The following is a 16292-nucleotide window of genomic DNA, read 5'->3' as shown; positions in this document are numbered from 1 at the left end:
CCACTGGGGTTCATACAACCGCCTGACGCTGCCGACGGCCGCTGGCCTGGCGCTGCTGGCCCTGTCGATCTGGGAATTGCGCCTGAGCTGGAGCGACCTGCGTGAGCGCATCGACCTGCATGAGCAGCGCATCACGCGGCGCTCGCTGGCCGTGCTGGCCCTGGTCGCCGTGGCGGCCGGTGCGGGCGGCTTCGCAGCGCTGGAATCGGAATTCGAGCACACGCGCAAGGAAGATGTGCGCTCCACGGCAGTGCTCACCGCCGAGGCACTGGTCAGCGCCGTCGACGGCGGCGTCTGGCTCGCACAGACCATCGCCACCCGCCCCATCGTCATCGAGCAACTCGCGGCGCTGGCCAGCAGCCCGGCCGACACCGCCCGGCGCGAGCGCCTGGGCAACATCACACGCAGCCTGCTGACGGCCGGCGTCACCGCGGCGCGCTTCGTCGACGCCACCGGCGCGCCGCTGGCCGAGGCAGGCGCCTTCGCGGCCCAGGCCGGCACGCCGTCGCTGGCGCTGGCGTCCGACTACGCCGCCACGGGTCGTCTCGCCTGGACCAGCGGTTTCCTGCTTGCGATCGACGTTCCGGTCATGGACAAGGGCGAGGTGGTGGGCCGCTTCCAGAGCGAGCAGCGCCTGGCATTGATGGACCGCCTGGTCATGCGCATCCGCGATACCGACGCCTCCTCCGACGTGCTGATCTGCAACCGCATCGACAAGGTCGCGTCCTGTGTGCCGTCCAAGCTCTACCCGAAGGCCTTCACCATCCCGATGTTCGACGCGAGCGGCAACGTCAACCTGCCGATCAACCGCGCCCTGCTCGGCGAGACGGGCGTCACGCTAACGCCAGACCTGCGCGGCGTGCCGGTCGTCGCGGCCTATGTGCCGCTCGGGCGCACCGGCCTAGCCATGGTCGTCAAGGCCGACATCGACGCCGTCTTCGCCGTCATCCGCCAGCGCCTGGGCTGGCTGGCCCTGCTGCTGACGGTGCTGACTTTGATAGGCACCTGGGTGCTCAGGCAGCACGTGAGGCCCCTGGTGAAGCAGTTGGCCGGCGAGCAGGCGCGCTGCCGCGCCATCCTCGACAACTCGAGCGACGCCTTCATCGGCCTGGACAGCGAAGGCCTCATCACCGACTGGAACCTGCAGGCTGAACGCCTGTTCGGCTACACCGAGGCCGAGGCGAGGGGCCAGCGCGTTGCCGAACTCATCATCCCGCCTGAGTCACGCGCCGCCCACGAGGCCGGCATGGCGCGTTTCCGGCACACCGGCCAGGGCCGCGTCGTCAACCAGCGTGTCGAGCTCGTGGCCCAGCACCGCGACGGCCGGCTGCTGGACGTGGAGCTGTCCGTTGCCGCCATGGCGGCAGGCGACGGCTACGCCGCGCATGCCTTCGTGCGCGACGTCAGCCAGCGCAAGGCCGCTGCCCGCCAACTCGCCGCCAGCGAGCAGCGCATGCGCGACGTGACCAACGCCATCCCGGCCATCGTCGGCGTCTTCGATGCCGAGGAGCATTGCATCTTTGCCAATGACCTGGCGCTCAAGATCCACAACGTCGACCGCGACAAGGCCATCGGCCTGCCCATGCGCGACGGCCTGGGCGAGGCCAGCTATGCCCTGCACGAGCCCCATGTGAAGGCCGTGCTGCAAGGCCAGCGCCAGACTTTCGAGGGCTCGCTACCCTGGCGCGATGGCACTGGCTATTTCCAGATCCACCTCGTGCCGATGCGCGACGCGCAGACCGATGCCGTCAGCGGCTTCTATCTGATGACCTTCGACATCACGGCCCTGCGCAGTGCCCAGTTGAAGCAGGAGCGCAGCGAGCGGCGCCTGCGCTCCATCACGGACAACCTGCCGGCCCTGATCTCCCACCTGGATGCCGACGGCCGCTATCTGTTCGCCAACCGCCAGTTCGAGACCCTGCTCAAACTCGATCCCGAGCAACTGCTCGGCCGGCGCATTGACGAAGTGCGTGACGCGGACTACGTCGCGCAGGTGCGCCCCTGGCTGGCCAAGGCCATGGCGGGCCAGACCGTCGTCTTCGAATCCGAGACCGGCCCCAGTGACGGCCAGGCCCGCCAATACCAGCAGACCTATGTGCCGGAGTTCGACCCCGACGGCCAGGTCGTCGGCGTCTTCGCGGTGACCTTCGACATCACCGACCGCAAGCTCGCCGCCCAGCGTCTCGGCGACGCCCAGGCCCACCTCAAGGCCATCGCCGACAACCTGCCGGTGCTGATCTCCTATATCGACCGCAACCAACGCCTGACCTTCGTCAACAAGACCTTCGAGGAATGGATGGGCGTGGCCCCCGAACTGGCCGTCGGCAGCCACCTGAAAGCGCTGATCGGTCCCGAGCTCTATGCCCAGCGCCAGCCGGCCCTGGAGCAGGCGCTGCGCGGCGAACGCGTTGAATTTGAGGTCGCGTCCCAGGCCCTGGGCCTGACCCGGTACCTTCACACCGTCTACATCCCCGACCGGCGCGCCGACGGCAACGTCGCCGGCGTCTACACCCTGTCCACCGACATCACGGCCACCAAGGACATCGAGCGCCGGTTGCATGAACTGGCCCGCATCGATCCGCTGACCCGCCTGCCCAACCGCCGCGAGTTCGAGGAAAGGCTGGCCCTGGCGCTGGCGCGCGCCCGCCGCGGCCAGAAGGCCCTGGCCTTGATCTTCATGGACATCGACCACTTCAAGCGCATCAACGACGGCCATGGCCATGCCGCCGGTGATGCCGTGCTCAAGGAATTTGCCACGCGCATCCGCGGCGCCGTGCGCAGCACCGACACCGCGGCGCGCCTGGCCGGCGACGAGTTCGTCGTCATCCTGGAAGGCCTGCTGAGCGATGCCGAGGCGTCGCACGTGGCGGCCAAGCTCGTCGATGCCATCCGCCCGCCGATGCCACTGCCCGCCGGCGGCGAGATCCTCGTGACGACCAGCGTCGGCATGGCCTGCTGGGGCGGCGTGGGCGACGGTGCCGACGACCTTCTCGAGCGCGCTGACCGGGCCCTGTACCGCGCCAAGGCCGCCGGGCGTGACACCTTCGCGCAAACCATCTTCTGATCGACGGAGCTGGTAACAACCCGGGCGCGGCGTCGGGCCAAAATGCGCCCGCAGTGACTGCCGCCGTCGCCCTTCCCCGCCGTTTGCCGCCCGACCCCAAGCAGCTGCAGCGCTGCCTGCTGCTGGCGGTGCTGCTGCACGTCTGGCTGGTGCTCGTCTTCGGCAACGCCAGCGGCACGGCCGCGCCGGGCCAGGGTGTCTGGGGCAGCCTGACCGTCAAGCTGCTGGGCCGCAGCGGCAGTGAAGCCGGCGCGCCGCCGAACGACAGCAGCACGGCCGACTCCGGCGGACAGCGTGTGCCAACGCCCGCCGTTACCGAAGCTGGCGCCGCCAGGCTGGGCCGCACGAACCCRCAGGAAGTGCCACCCGAAGCCGCCCGTACCGAGGAGCCCTCGCCCGCACCGCCAAGCGCGGCGACGCTGGAGCTGCCCGAAGGCTTCAAACCCGTGGAGCGCGAGAACCTCAGTGCACCGCCGCGCACCGCGCCGCTGCAAACGCCCTCGGTGGAACTGCCCGCCGCCGTTGGCCGCCTGGAAGCCAGGCCCGAGGCTGCCGTGGCGCCATTGCCCTCCGCCACCAGCCTGCGTGCGCCGAGCCGCCCGACCGAACTGCCCACCCTGCCTGCCGATCTGCCCTCGGCGGTGCGCCGCCTGGAGGCTGCACCCGCCGCACCCGCGCCCGCCTTGCCCCGCCCGGCTGAGCTGCGTGCTGCGCCTGCGCCGGCCGCCACCGCCACGCCGAGTGTCGAACTGCCGGCCCCGGTGCGCCGCCTCGAGGCGTCAGCCGAGGCGGGTGTGAGCCGGGCACCGCCACGCGCCGCCGAGCTGCGTGCCGCGCCGCCCAGCACCGTCGCCCAGCCTGAACCGAGCACCGCCCTGCCCTCCGCCGTACAGCGGCTGGAGGCGCCGACAGCCGAAGGCGGCGCCGTCACGCCGCTGACGCGCTCCAGCGAACTGCGCGCACCAGCGGCAGCCGCCACGACCACGGCGCCGGCGCTGAACAGCCAGGACCTGCCGGCACCGGTGCGCCGCCTGGAGTCGGCCGATGGCGGTGCTGCAGTCACGCCGCTGCAAAGCACCGCCACCCCGCGAACCGCCGCGGCCGCACCTGGCGCGTCGGCGCTGAACGAGCTGTCAGGCAACGTGCCCGGCGAGGTCAACGCCCCGGCCGGCCCGGCGAAAGGCGATCCCAACGCCAGCCCTTATGCCGCACCCAAAGCTGCGGCAGGCTCGCCCGATGCCGGCTCACGCCTGGGCCCCGACCTGCCCATGCCGCCGTCGGCCGCGGCCAGCGCACCGCGCGCGCCGCTGAACCTGTCACTGCCGCGCGGTGACATTGCCGCCCGCCGCGGCCCGGGCCTGGTCGACATGCTGCCGCAGCCACCGGAGCGCAAGTCCAAGCTCGAGCAGTCCATCGAAGATGCCGCCAACAAGGACTGTCGCAAGGCCTACGCGAACGCCGGCATCCTGGCCGCCCTGCCACTGGCCGTGGACGCGGCGCGCGGCAAGGGCTGCAAGTGGTGAGCCGGGTTCACAGCAGGGCCTGAAGCCGCAGTGCATCCTGCAGCGCCGCACCGGACGCTGTGTTGTCGAAGACGCACCAGCAGGGCACGTCTCGCGGCAGCAACTCGGCGCGCTCCTGCAACCAGGCCTCTTCATAGGGTGACCAGTAGATGCGCGGCGAGCCATGCCAGCGGAAGTAGTGCAGGCCTGGCCAGCCGCCGGGCTCGTGGGAACCCGGCCACTTGGCCGGGTCGACCGCAGCACGCGCCACCTCGTGATCGCGCAGCAACTTCTCTGCCTCGAGTGAGAACCAGCTCAGATGGCGCGGCTCGCAGACGACGCCGCCACCGAACACCGCATGCACTTGCTTGAAGAAGCGGTCGGCCACGCCGGCGTCGAAATGCAGGGATGGCGGCAACTGCACGAGCAGCACGGCCCATTTCTGGCCCAGGGCACCGGCTTCGCCGGCAAAGCGCACCAGCAGTTCCTGCACGCCTTCGAGCCGCGCCTCATGCGAGATCTGCTTCGGGAGCTTGACGGCGAAGCGGAAGTGCTCGGGTGTGCTGGCGGCCCAGCGCTCATAAGTCTGCGGCCGATGCGGGCGGTAAAAGGAGGAATTGATCTCGACGCCGTTCATGACGGCGGCATAACGCTCTAGCTGCGAGCCCTCCGCCGGAAAGGCCGCCGCCACCTTGGCCGGGATGGACCAGGCAGCCGTGGCGATAACGACGGGTGCAGAAACGTCCAAGCGACGAGTGGACATGGGCTTTCGACCAGTTCCGCGTCAAGATCGCAATGTCCCCAGCCTAGGCAGGCTGGCAGGGGTCGGGCGTCAGACAAGGGCGCAGCGCGGGCCCGCCGCTGTCCGACGCGGCTCAGAAGCCGCTGAGGACGATCTTGCCGCGCATGCGGCCCGATTCGACGAGTTCATGCGCCCGCCGCAGGTTCGCCGCATTGATCGGGCGCAGCTGCTCGCTGACCGTGGTGCGCACACGACCCGCGTCGACCAGGGCGGCGATGCGCGCCAGCAGGCGGCCCTGCTCCGCGACGTCCGCCGTGCCGAACATCGGTCGCGTGAACATCATTTCCCAGTGCAGGGACAGGGCCTTGCGCTTGAGCGTCATCACATCGATGGGGCCCGAGAGGTCGTCGATGAGGCCCAGACGGCCCTGGGGCGCGGCGGCATCGATGAGGGCGTCCCAGTGCTGCTCGGTATGGGTGAGGCTGGCGATGAACTCGACCTCTGCGACGCCGGCGGCCACCAGTTGCGGCCGCAATGGCTGGCTGTGGTCGATGACGATATGGGCGCCGAGTTGCTTCACCCAGTCCTGCGTTTCGGGCCGGCTGGCTGTGCCGATGACGCGCAACTGGGTCAGCTCACGGGCGAGCTGCACGAGGATGGAACCGACGCCTCCGGCCGCGCCGGTGACCAGCAGGCTCTGGCCCGCGCCGCCGCCCTCAGGCACGCCGAGGCGGTCGAACAACAGCTCCCAGGCCGTGATGGCGGTCAGCGGCAAGGCGGCGGCCTCGGCATCGGTGAGGCTTTTTGGCGCCAGCGCCGCGATGCGGTGGTCGACGACCTGCAACTCGGCATTGGAGCCGGGGCGATTGATGGCGCCGGCGTAGTAGACGCGGTCACCGATGGCAAAGCCAACGACGTCCTTGCCCAGCGCCTCCACGGTGCCCACGGCGTCCCAGCCGAGGACCTCGGGCTGGAATGCCGTGGGCGCGCGGTTGCGTCGCACCTTGGTGTCGACGGGGTTGACCGACACGGCCGCGACGCGAACCAGCAGGTCCAGCGGGCCGGGCGCCGGCGCGGGCAGTTCGAGATCGACCAGGGATTCCGGGTGATCGATGGGCAGCGATTGCAGATAGCCGACGGCTTTCATGGGGCGTCCTTTCTGAGACGAATCAACGATGGCCGTCATGGTGGCTGGCGGCATTCAAATGAGAAAGACTAGGATCTGCGAATCAGTTTCATCACAAAAATGAAGATGGATCGCTTTTCACCGCTGCAGCTCTTTGTCTGCGCCGCCGAGGCCGGCAGTTTCTCGGCGGCCGCGCGACGCCTGGACCTCGGCCCCGTGCAGGCCAGCGCCACCATTGCAAGGCTGGAGCGTGAGCTGGGCGTGCGGCTGTTCGAGCGCTCGACGCGCCGGCTGCGCCTGACCGAAGCGGGCGAGCAATGGCTGCCGCATGCACGGCAGCTGTTGGCGGCATGGGAGGGTGGCCAAGCCGCGCTGCGGGGCATCACGGCCGAGGACCAGCCCCTCAGCGGCCGCCTGCGGGTGAGCCTGCCCAGCGACATCGGGCGCCAGCATCTTTGGCACTGGATCGAGGATTTCATTGCCAGCGATGGCAGCTCGGCGTTGCAACTGGAGTTGCGACTCAGCGACCGGGTGGCCGATCTTGTGCAGGAGCCCGTCGACTACGCCGTGCGCTATGGCGAGCCGCCGGACTCCAGTCTCATCGCCCTGCCCTTGGCGCCGGACAACCGTCGCGTGCTGTGCGCCAGCCCGGCCTATGTCGCTCGCCACGGGCAACCGGCGACGCCCGCTGACCTGCGTGGCCACAACTGCCTGCGCTGGGTGCTCGGCGACAGCCTGCACGGCCGCTGGCGCTTCACGTCACCCGATGGTGAGGCTTGCGCGGTCGAGGTCAGTGGGGACCGCACCGTGGACGACGGCGGCCTGGTGCGCGAATGGGCCGTGGCCGGGCTGGGCATCGCCTACAAGAGCCGCCTCGACGTGGCCGCCGACCTGGCGGCCGGGCGGCTGGTGGCGCTGCTGCCGGAATGGCTCGGCGAGCCCGCGCCGCTTCACTGGATGGCGGTCGGGCGGCACCGCCTGACGCCGGCCCTGYGGCGGCTCGCAGARAGCATCAGGGCCCACTGTGGGGCCCTGGATGGAAGCGAAGTGCGGCGCTGAGGCCGCGACGTTCATTGGGCGCGGCGGCGGATGGCGCCCAGGCCGAGCAATGCAAGACCGGTCAGGGCCAGGCTGGCGGGCTCGGGCAGGCGGTTCGGGTCACGCACTGTGAAATTCAGCGGGCCGCTGGTGAAGCCGCAGCCGTAGTTCTGAAGGTTGGAATTCAGGCACTGGGAATTGGTGGCGATGAAACCGGRACCCGCGGCAACGGCCGTGTAATCGATGATGAACAGCGACGGGTCAAGATTCCACTCCACACCATTACCCAGGGTTCCGATGACGATGTTTGTCAGGTTCAGCGCGGGCGAGCCATCGGCAGTGAACGCACCGCCGCCGGAACCACCGGCATCCACCTCGCCGGCCGAACCGCCTTGGACGATCACTTCGACCTGGAAGGTTTGGCCGATGAGCAGGTTGTTCAGATCCACGCCACCAACACCCTGCATGATCAGGACGGGTGCGGCATGGGCAACCAAAGCAGACGCTGCGAGGGCAACACCGGCAATGACGGTACGGAAATTCATCTTGTTCTCCAGGCGATTCAACAGTTTTAAGCAAGCTTCAGGCCAATGATGGTTTCTCCTATGAACCGCGTCCTTTTTGTAACAGGCGCTGTAAAGCCCACCGACACTGAAATGGGGGTGGGCCACCTCAATGGGGCTTGACGGGCAGGCTGGGCGTCGGCCAGGCCGGAGCTTTGACAGCCACCCCTTCACAGCCGCTGCGCCAGGCTTGCTGCCAGGTCTGCGGCGAGTGAATTGCCCCTGGCGCCAGACCGCGCACGACGCAGCCGGCACGAGCGCCACTGGCGGCGATCTCGGCCAGTTGCTGCAGCTCCAGCACGCCGCCAATGCCGACCACCGGTGCCGGCGCCATGGCCACCCACCAGGCCAGGTTGTGAAGCCCTTGCGCTCGCCACGGCATGGCCTTGGTCAGCGTTGGCCAGACGGGACCGCAGGCGATGTAGTCGGGCGACCAGGCCACGGCGCGGGCCAGCTCCCACAGGCTGTGCGAGCTCAGGCCCAGGCGCAGGCCACGAGCCCGCGCCTCGGCGAGGTCACGTCGATCGGCAGCGGAAAGCGCCAGCAGATCTTCCTGGCCGAGATGGATGAAGTCGACGCCCGAGGCCAGTGCTTCGCGCCAGTGGTCGTTGACGATGAGGACGGCACCCGGGTGCCGCGCGGCCTTGATTTCAGCGCGCAAGCGGGCTGTCCAGGCGGAGTCAGCCTCGCCCGGGGCTCGCTTGACCCGCAATTGAACGGCTTGCAGGCCGCCCTCAAAAAGGCAGGCGGCATGGGCGCCACTGTCGGTGATGGCGTAGACCCCTTCAAGGGCCGGTGCCCCGCGGCACGCTGTCGGCCAGGCCTCGGGTGGTGCCTCGTCGTCGAACAGCGCGGGCAACAGGCTGGCATCGCTGATGAAACCCGGCTCAGGCCGCACCGGCCCCGCGCCAGCGCCAGGCGACTGCATGTCGGCACGCAGGCCGGAGGTCGTCAGCATCTTGGCGATGACGGCCCCATCGGCAGCGACGAAACCTCGGGCCGACGCCGCAGCCAGGGCGGTCGCGAAGGTGCAGCCAGTACCGTGGTTGTTGCCGGCAGCGCGGCGCGGCAGGGCCAGCCAGCCGGTTGCATGCTCGGCCGCCAACCAATCCAGGGCGAGCGGGCCGCCGGCATCGCCACCGGTGATGCAGACAGCGTGTGCACCCAGGGCCAGCAGCGCGCGCGCCTGCGCAGGCACGCTGCCCTCGCCCACCAGGCACGCCGTCTCGCGTTGGTTGGGCGTGACGACGCTGGTCCGCGGCAGCAGCTCCTCGCGATAAGCGCGCAGCAGTGCTTCGTCGGCAAAGGTGGCGCCGGTGGAGGCCCGCAGCACCGGGTCGACAACCAGAGTGACGGGAGCGCGCTCGCGCAGCCGGTCAACCCAACGTGCAACAACGCGCAGTTGCTCGACACCGCCGAGCAGGCCCGTCTTGATCGCAGCAGGCGGCAGGTCATCGGCCAGCGCGGCGAGCTGGGCGTCGAGCTGCTCAGGCGGTACGGGGAAGACGGCCTCGACGGCGACGCTGTTCTGCGCCGTCAACGCGGCCGCCACGGGGCAAAGGTGCACGCCCGCCGCATCGGCAGCGCGCTGGTCGGCCGACAGGCCGGCACCGCCACCGCTGTCCAGCCCGGCAATGCTCCAGATGATGGGTGGCTTGCTCATGGAATCAGAAAGGGCCTGCCGCCCACCGGTGTGCTCGCGACGGCCATGTCCTGCTTGCTCATGACGCCGGCCTCGAAGCCGGTTCGCCCGGCCTCGATGGCCTGGCCGAAGGCGGCGGCCATGCGGATGGGGTCACCGGCCTGGGCTATCGCCGAGTTCAGCAGCACGCCGTCCAAGCCCAGCTCCATCGCCTGGGCCGCGTGCGAGGGCGCACCGATGCCGGCGTCCACGATCAGCGGCACGCCGGGCAGGCGCTCGCGGAGCGTGCGCAGGGCGAACGGGTTGAGCAGGCCTTGGCCCGACCCGATGGGTGCGCCCCAGGGCATCAGCACCTGGCAGCCGGCGTCCAGCAGGCGGCGGCAGGTGACGAGGTCGTCGGTGCAGTAGGGGAAGACCTCGAAACYGTCCTTCACGAGCTGCTCGGCGGCCGTGACCAGCTCCCAGGGGTCGGGTTGCAGCGTGTACTCGTCGCCGACGACCTCCAGCTTGATCCACGGCGTGTCGTAGAGCTCGCGCGCCATGTGCGCCAGCGTGACGGCCTCCTGCGCGGTGCGGCACCCGGCGGTGTTGGGCAGCAGGTGGCCGCCGGTCTCGGCGAGCGTCGCGCGGATGGCGGCGACAAAGCCGTTGTCGCCGGCCGCCGCGAGCGTGCGCTTGAGGCCGACGGTCAACACCTGGGCGCCGCTGGCCAGCACGGCCCGGCGAAGGATCTCGGGCGAGGGGTAGCCGGCGGTGCCGAGCAGGAAGCGGCTGGTGAGCTGGCAGCCGTAAAGGGTCCAAGACATGCTCAGCCTCCGGTGATGGGTTGAATGAGGGTCAGTTCGTCGCCGGGCTGGATCAGCGTCACCTCACGCAGCGAACGGGGCACGAAGGCGCCGTTCAACGCCGTGGCGACGGCTTCGGGCGCCCTGTCCTGCTCGGCCAGCATCGCGGCGACGCTCAGGCCTTCGCGCCAGGGGCGGGGCTCGCGGTTCAAGGTGAACTCAGACATGCTGAAGCGCTTTCTCGGCCAGCGCCGGCGCCAGCAGCCAGCCATGGCGAAACAGGCCATTGATGCGCAGCAGGCCGGGCTGGTGGTCGATGCGCGGCCGATGGTCGGCAAAGGCCGGGCGCAGGTTGGTTTCCATGTGCACGATGCGCGCCTCTGCCAGCGCCGGCAGCACGCTGTGGGCAGCGGCCATCAGCTCCACGGCGCTGCGCAGGCTCACGGGTGAGCGGTCCTCGCTCTCGACCTCTGAAGCACCAACGACGATGACGTCGCCCGGCCGCGGCACGAGGTAGACGCGGTGGCGTGGGTGCAGCAGCCGCACGGGGCGGTTGAGCACGACGCCCGGCGCGTGCAGCCACAGGATCTCGCCCCGAACACCGCGCAGGTCCGGCAGGTCGGGCCTGGCACCGAGACCGCGGGTGTCAATGACGAGGTCGGCATCCAGGCGACGGCCATCGTCGAGTTCCAGCATGTGGGGCCGGACAGCGACGGCGCGGCGACCCCAGAGCCAGTCGACATCGGCGGCTTGCTCGGCCAAGGCGGCCAGCAGCTCGCGCGGCAGCAACTGGCCTTCGCCGGGTAGCAGCCAGGCCTTGAGATCGGGCGCAAGCGCAGGTTCCAGCGCCTGCAGCGCGACGCGATCCAGCGGCTCGGGGCCTTCCGCCAGGCGGGCGAGCACGCGCCGCGCTGCGCCCAGGTCGCTGCCATGCGCCAGCAGCAGACTGCCCTCGGCCTTCACCAGGCCGGGTTGCCCCAGCGCCGCGGCGATTGCGGGCCACAGCGCGAGCGATCGCCAGCCCAGCGCCGCGATCTCGGGCTCGGCATGTTCCTGCTCGGCCAGTGGGCTCAGCATGCCGGCCGCGGTGAAGGCCGCGGCGCCGGGCTCGGCCGGCCCCGAGGCAGGGTCAGCCACAGTCACGCGATGCCCGGCCCGCGCGAGCTGCCAGGCCAGCAGCCGGCCCATGACGCCGGCGCCTGCAATTGCAACGCGAATCACGCCTGCGGCTTGATGGGGATGTAGAGCTCGCCGCCGGCCTTGCGGAACTCGGCTGACTTCTGCGCCATGCCGTCAGCCACCACGTCCGCCGCTTCGAGCCCCTTGGCCGCCGCGTACTCGCGCACGTCCTGCGTGATCTTCATCGAGCAGAACTTCGGCCCGCACATCGAGCAGAAGTGCGCCTCCTTGGACGAGTCCTTGGGCAGGGTCTCGTCGTGATAGTTGCGTGCCGTGTCGGGGTCCAGGCCGAGTGCGAACTGGTCGTTCCAGCGGAACTCGAAGCGCGCCTTGCTCATCGCGTCGTCACGTGCGCGGGCACCGGGGTGACCCTTGGCGATGTCGGCCGCGTGGGCCGCGATCTTGTAGGCGATCAGCCCCTGCTTCACGTCGTCGCGGTCGGGCAGGCCCAGGTGCTCCTTGGGCGTCACGTAGCAGAGCATGGCCGTGCCCATCCAGCCGATCATGGCCGCGCCGATGGCGCTGGCGATGTGGTCGTAACCCGGCGCGATGTCGATGGTCAGCGGGCCCAGCGTGTAGAACGGCGCCTCGTCGCAGTGCTTGAGCTGCTCCGTCATGTTGGCCTGGATGAGATGCATGGGCACGTGGCCGGGGCCCTCGATCATGGTCTGCACGTCGTGCTTCCAGGCCACCTTGGTCAGTTCGCCCAGCGTCTTCAGCTCGGCGAACTGCGCCTCGTCGTTGGCATCGGCGCCGCTGCCGGGGCGCAGGCCGTCGCCCAGCGAGAAGGTCACGTCGTAGGCCTTCATGATTTCGCAGATCTCTTCGAAGTGCGTGTACAGGAAGTTCTCGCGGTGATGCGTGATGCACCACTTGGCCAGGATGGAGCCGCCGCGCGACACGATGCCCGTGCGGCGCTTGGTCGTCAGGTGGATGAACGGCAGGCGCAGGCCGGCGTGGATGGTGAAGTAGTCGATGCCCTGCTCGGCCTGCTCGATCAGCGTGTCGCGGAAGATGGCCCAGGAGAGGTCTTCGGCGATGCCGCCCACCTTCTCCAGCGCCTGGTAGATGGGCACGGTGCCGATGGGCACGGGCGAGTTGCGGACGATCCAGTCGCGTGTCGTGTGGATGTTGCGACCGGTGGAGAGGTCCATCACCGTGTCCGCACCCCAGCGGATGGACCAGACCAGCTTCTCGACCTCTTCCTCGATGCTGGACGTGACGGCCGAGTTGCCGATGTTGGCGTTGACCTTGACCAGGAAGTTGCGGCCGATGATGGTCGGCTCGAGCTCGGTGTGGTTGATGTTGGCAGGGATGACGGCGCGGCCGCGGGCCACCTCCTGGCGCACGAACTCGGGCGTGATGATCTCGGGGATGGCCGCGCCCATCGAGTCGCCGCGCAGGCGCTGCTCGCGCTCGGCGTCCGACAGGTACTCGCGCATCCACTCGCGCTTGCCGTTCTCGCGCAGCGCGACGAATTCCATCTCCGGCGTGACGATGCCGCGGCGGGCGTAGTGCATCTGGCTGACGTTGGCGCCGGCCTGGGCGCGACGCGGCTGGCGCTGCAGCGCGGCGGCCTCGGCGCGCAGTTGGGCGATGCGCTCGTTGTCCTCCTTGCCGCCGTCGTCAAGCGCCACGCGCGTGCGGCCCGTGTAGGCCTCGGTATCGGCGCGGTCACCGACCCAGCTGGAGCGGATGGGCGGCAGGCCCCGGCGCACGTCGATCTGCGCCTTGGGGTCGGTGTAGGGGCCGGAGGTGTCGTGCACGACGACTCGCTCGCCATTCGTCAGCGCGATTTCGCGCATGGGCACGGCCACGTCGGGCCGGCTGCCGGTCACGTAGACCTTGCTTGATGCCGGGAAGGGCTCGCGCGTCAGCGACAGGCGCTCATCGAGCGAGAGGTTCTTTTCGGGGGCGTTCATGGCGGCGGTCTCCTGGAGCAGTGGGTTCGGTGCTCCAAGGCCGCCTGTGGGTGAGGTGCGGCCCGAAGGCCACACCTGCACGCCGCGAGGCATGCGCTCTCCTTACGCCGGTATTAGCCGGTTCAAGTTCACGGGTTTGGTCAGGGCTTGTTAACACGACGGCAACGGGCCGCGTTGTCGTCGTGTTAACAAGCCCAGGATGACCATCTCAGCGTCTGGGCTCGGCTTTCGCCAGGCCCGGGCACCCCGGAGCGGGGGCGATTGTGCTTGTCAATTCGCGCGTCTGGCAAGCCCGAGGGCGACGGCAACCAAAGCTGTCGCGATGACGAAGCTCAAGCGCAGCCCGCCGGCGGCGAAAACGGCGCCCATCGCCGAGGCGCCGGTGATGAGGCCGAGATTGCGCGACAGCGTCAGCAGGCCGCTGATGACGCCGCGCTGTTCGGCCGGCACCTCGGCCATGACCCCTGTGTTGTTGGCGGCCTGGAAGAGTGCATAGCCGGGCGTGACGATTGCGAGCGGGCCCACGTAGGCGATGGCGCCAAGCGACGCGGGCAGCAGCGCGATGAGCGCGCAGCCGACCGCCATGGCGGCGAGGCCCAGTTGGCTCGTTCGCCGTGTGCCGAAGCGATCCACCAGCCGGCCGGCCGGAATGCCGCTGCCGGCCGAAAGGAGGGGACCGACGGACATCAGCACGCCCACCGTGGCGGCGCCAAGGCCGAGCGCGCCGCTGAGGTGGAAGGGGCCAACGACCAGGGTGGCCATCATGACGGCAGACACCAGGGCGTTCATCGCCAGGGCTGCGCTCAGGGCGGGGTCGCGCAGCCGGTCCAGCCGCACGAGAGGCGAGGTAGCGCGCGCCTCGGTGCGCAGGAACAGCAGCAGGCCCACCGCGGCGGCAGCCAGCAGGCCAAGATGCCACGTCATCGCGAGGGCATAGGCCGCCAGCGTCAGCGCCAGCCACCACGTGCCGGGCAGGTCGAAGCCGGCAGCACCCTGCCCTCGGTCAGCCGGCAAATACCGCCAGGCCAGCGCAATGGCCAGCAAGCCCAGCGGGAGGTTGACGGCGAATACGGCCTGCCAGCCCAAAGCACCGATCAACGCGCCTCCCAGCGACGGACCGAGAGCCGTGCCGACTGCCGACATCGTGCCCAGCAGCCCCATCGCGCTGCCCGTGCGCGCCTTGGGCAGCGCCGCGGCCACCATGGCCATCGTCAAGGCCATCATGGCGGCAGCGCCCACGCCTTGCAGTGCCCGGGCGGCGATCAGCAGCGGCAGCGTGGGTGCCAGCGCGCAGAGAGCCGACGCGGCCGTGAACAGCGCGATGCCGGCCAGCAGCAGGCGGCGTCGGCCGATCAGGTCACCCAGCCGGCCGGCAATGACGATGAGGGTCGTGATCGCCAGCAGATAGGCCAGCACGACCCATTGCGCCTCGACGAAGCCGGCACCGAAGGCGCTAGCCAGCGTGGGCAGCGCGACATTGGCGCTGCTGACGGCCAGCGAAGGCAGCAGGGTGCAAAGGGCCAGGCCGGCAAGCACGCCGATGACAGGCGTTGCGGCGGGGTGAGCGACGGTCGAGGTGTTCATGCCCCGACCTTAGGCATTTGCTGGGCATGGCGGAAGACGCATCATCTGCACTTCATCAATGCACGAGACGCCATGTCAGACCCTGATCTGAACCTGCTGCTGACGCTGGACGCCCTGCTGGCCGAGGGCAGCGTCGCTGGCGCCGCGCGAAGACTGAGGTTGAGCCCGTCGGCGATGAGCCGGTCGCTGGCGCGGCTGCGCGAGGCCACCGGCGACCCGCTGCTCGTGCGCGCCGGGCGTGGGCTGGTGGCGTCACCTAGGGCGCTGGAATTGCGCGAGCGCATCGGACCGCTGCTGCAGGAGGCGCAGGCCGCGTTGAGGCCGGCGGCGGCGTTGCGGCTGGACAAACTGGAGCGAGAGTTCACGCTGCGAACGCGCGAAGGGTTTGTCGAGAACTTCGGCGCAGCCCTGCTAGCCCGCGTGAGTTCGGAAGCGCCGAGCGTGCGGCTGCGCTTCGTCCCCAAGCCCGACCGTGACAGCACGCCCCTGCGTGATGGCAGCGTCGACCTGGAGACGGGCATCGTCACTGCGTCCAGCGGGCCGGAGCTGCGTGCGCAGGCGCTGTTTCGCGATCGCTTCGTGGCCGTCGTCCGCCAAGGTCATGGGCTGGCGAACGGCAAGCTGACGGCGAAGCGCTACGCGGCGGGCCGGCATGTCGCCATCTCCCGGAGCGGCACGGCGGCGGGCCCCGTCGACGAGGCCTTGTCCGCCATGGGCCTTGGCCGCGACATCGTCGTCACGGTGGCGGGGTTCTCGGAAGCACTGGCGCTGGCGCGCGGCACGGACCTGATTGCCACGGTGCCCGAGCGGCACACCGGGCATCTGCGCGATGGCCTGCTGACTGTCGGTCTGCCACTGGCGCTGGAGCCGTTCACCGTCTCGCTGCTTTGGCATCCTCGGATGGATGGGGATGCGGCGCATCGGTGGTTGCGGGGCTGTGTGCGAGAGGTCTGCGCGGCCTGATCTACGGCAAGTCGCCCTCGAGTGCACAAGCCGCTGCGCTCGCCAGGCTTTTGCGCCCGCCCCCGGCTGAGCCGCGTCAGCCCTTGGCCAGCAGTTGCGCGCCGTCCACCCGGGCAGCGCCTTTATCGAAAGTCCACAGCGGCTGCTCGCCGGCCTGGGCGGCCAGCGCGATGTGCAGGCAG

13 protein-coding genes are annotated in these 16292 nt (G+C 69.8%); 4 read left to right on the top strand and 9 right to left on the bottom strand.

Annotated elements, in window-relative coordinates; translation table 11 throughout:
- Both ACXJKR_RS08665 and ACXJKR_RS08660 read left to right on the top strand, forming a co-directional pair.
- A partial coding sequence (locus ACXJKR_RS08665) for a PAS domain-containing protein (protein WP_457322419.1) occupies window positions 1–3064 on the top strand: 3064 nt, incomplete at its 5' end.
- 53 nt (window positions 3065–3117) lie between these two features.
- Window positions 3118–4587, top strand: coding sequence for a hypothetical protein (locus ACXJKR_RS08660; protein ID WP_457322417.1), 1470 nt, complete (start codon window positions 3118–3120; stop codon window positions 4585–4587).
- Between the two features lie 7 nt (window positions 4588–4594).
- On the opposite strand, the gene ACXJKR_RS08655 is transcribed toward ACXJKR_RS08660, so the two are convergent.
- Window positions 4595–5329: a DUF72 domain-containing protein gene (locus ACXJKR_RS08655; RefSeq protein WP_457322415.1), complete on the bottom strand. Its 735-nt coding sequence runs from the start codon at window positions 5327–5329 to the stop codon at window positions 4595–4597.
- A gap of 112 nt (window positions 5330–5441) precedes the next feature.
- On the bottom strand, window positions 5442–6455 hold the full coding sequence (locus tag ACXJKR_RS08650; RefSeq protein WP_457322413.1) for a zinc-binding alcohol dehydrogenase family protein: 1014 nt from the start codon (window positions 6453–6455) through the stop codon (window positions 5442–5444).
- Between the two features lie 105 nt (window positions 6456–6560).
- On the opposite strand from ACXJKR_RS08650, the gene ACXJKR_RS08645 reads away from it, so the two are divergent.
- Entirely contained in the window at window positions 6561–7493 is a 933-nt protein-coding gene (locus ACXJKR_RS08645) for a LysR family transcriptional regulator (protein WP_457322412.1), read from the top strand.
- Between the two features lie 11 nt (window positions 7494–7504).
- Here the strand turns inward: ACXJKR_RS08645 and ACXJKR_RS08640 are convergent, their stop codons facing one another.
- The 7 genes from ACXJKR_RS08640 to ACXJKR_RS08610 form a co-directional block, all read right to left on the bottom strand.
- Window positions 7505–8017, bottom strand: coding sequence for a PEP-CTERM sorting domain-containing protein (locus ACXJKR_RS08640; protein ID WP_457322410.1), 513 nt, complete (start codon window positions 8015–8017; stop codon window positions 7505–7507).
- 127 nt (window positions 8018–8144) lie between these two features.
- Entirely contained in the window at window positions 8145–9698 is a 1554-nt protein-coding gene (locus tag ACXJKR_RS08635; RefSeq protein WP_457322408.1) for a bifunctional hydroxymethylpyrimidine kinase/phosphomethylpyrimidine kinase, read from the bottom strand.
- The gene (locus tag ACXJKR_RS08630) at window positions 9695–10483 is read right to left on the bottom strand and encodes a thiazole synthase (protein ID WP_457322406.1); all 789 of its coding nucleotides are present in this window, start codon (window positions 10481–10483) and stop codon (window positions 9695–9697) included. Before ACXJKR_RS08630 ends, ACXJKR_RS08635 begins: the two co-directional genes overlap by 4 nt.
- Window positions 10484–10485: 2 nt before the next feature.
- Entirely contained in the window at window positions 10486–10689 is a 204-nt protein-coding gene (thiS, locus tag ACXJKR_RS08625) for a sulfur carrier protein ThiS (protein ID WP_056196984.1), read from the bottom strand.
- Window positions 10682–11683, bottom strand: a complete 1002-nt coding sequence (locus ACXJKR_RS08620) for an FAD-dependent oxidoreductase (protein ID WP_457322404.1) — start codon at window positions 11681–11683, stop codon at window positions 10682–10684. The genes thiS and ACXJKR_RS08620 overlap by 8 nt, the downstream gene beginning before the upstream one ends.
- A complete protein-coding gene (gene thiC, locus ACXJKR_RS08615; RefSeq protein WP_457322402.1) occupies window positions 11680–13563 on the bottom strand; it encodes a phosphomethylpyrimidine synthase ThiC in 1884 nt (627 codons plus the stop codon). The genes ACXJKR_RS08620 and thiC overlap by 4 nt, the downstream gene beginning before the upstream one ends.
- Before the next feature lie 270 nt (window positions 13564–13833).
- Window positions 13834–15147: an MFS transporter gene (locus tag ACXJKR_RS08610; protein ID WP_457322400.1), complete on the bottom strand. Its 1314-nt coding sequence runs from the start codon at window positions 15145–15147 to the stop codon at window positions 13834–13836.
- Between the two features lie 72 nt (window positions 15148–15219).
- On the opposite strand from ACXJKR_RS08610, the gene ACXJKR_RS08605 reads away from it, so the two are divergent.
- Window positions 15220–16110 (top strand): LysR family transcriptional regulator, encoded by an 891-nt coding sequence (locus ACXJKR_RS08605; protein ID WP_457322398.1) that lies wholly within the window; start codon window positions 15220–15222, stop codon window positions 16108–16110.
- Window positions 16111–16292 lie beyond the last annotated feature (182 nt).

It is taken from the genome of Roseateles sp. P5_E11, from assembly GCF_054049355.1.
The sequence above is the reverse complement of the archived record's forward strand: the minus strand, read 5'-3'. Positions and strand labels throughout refer to the sequence as shown.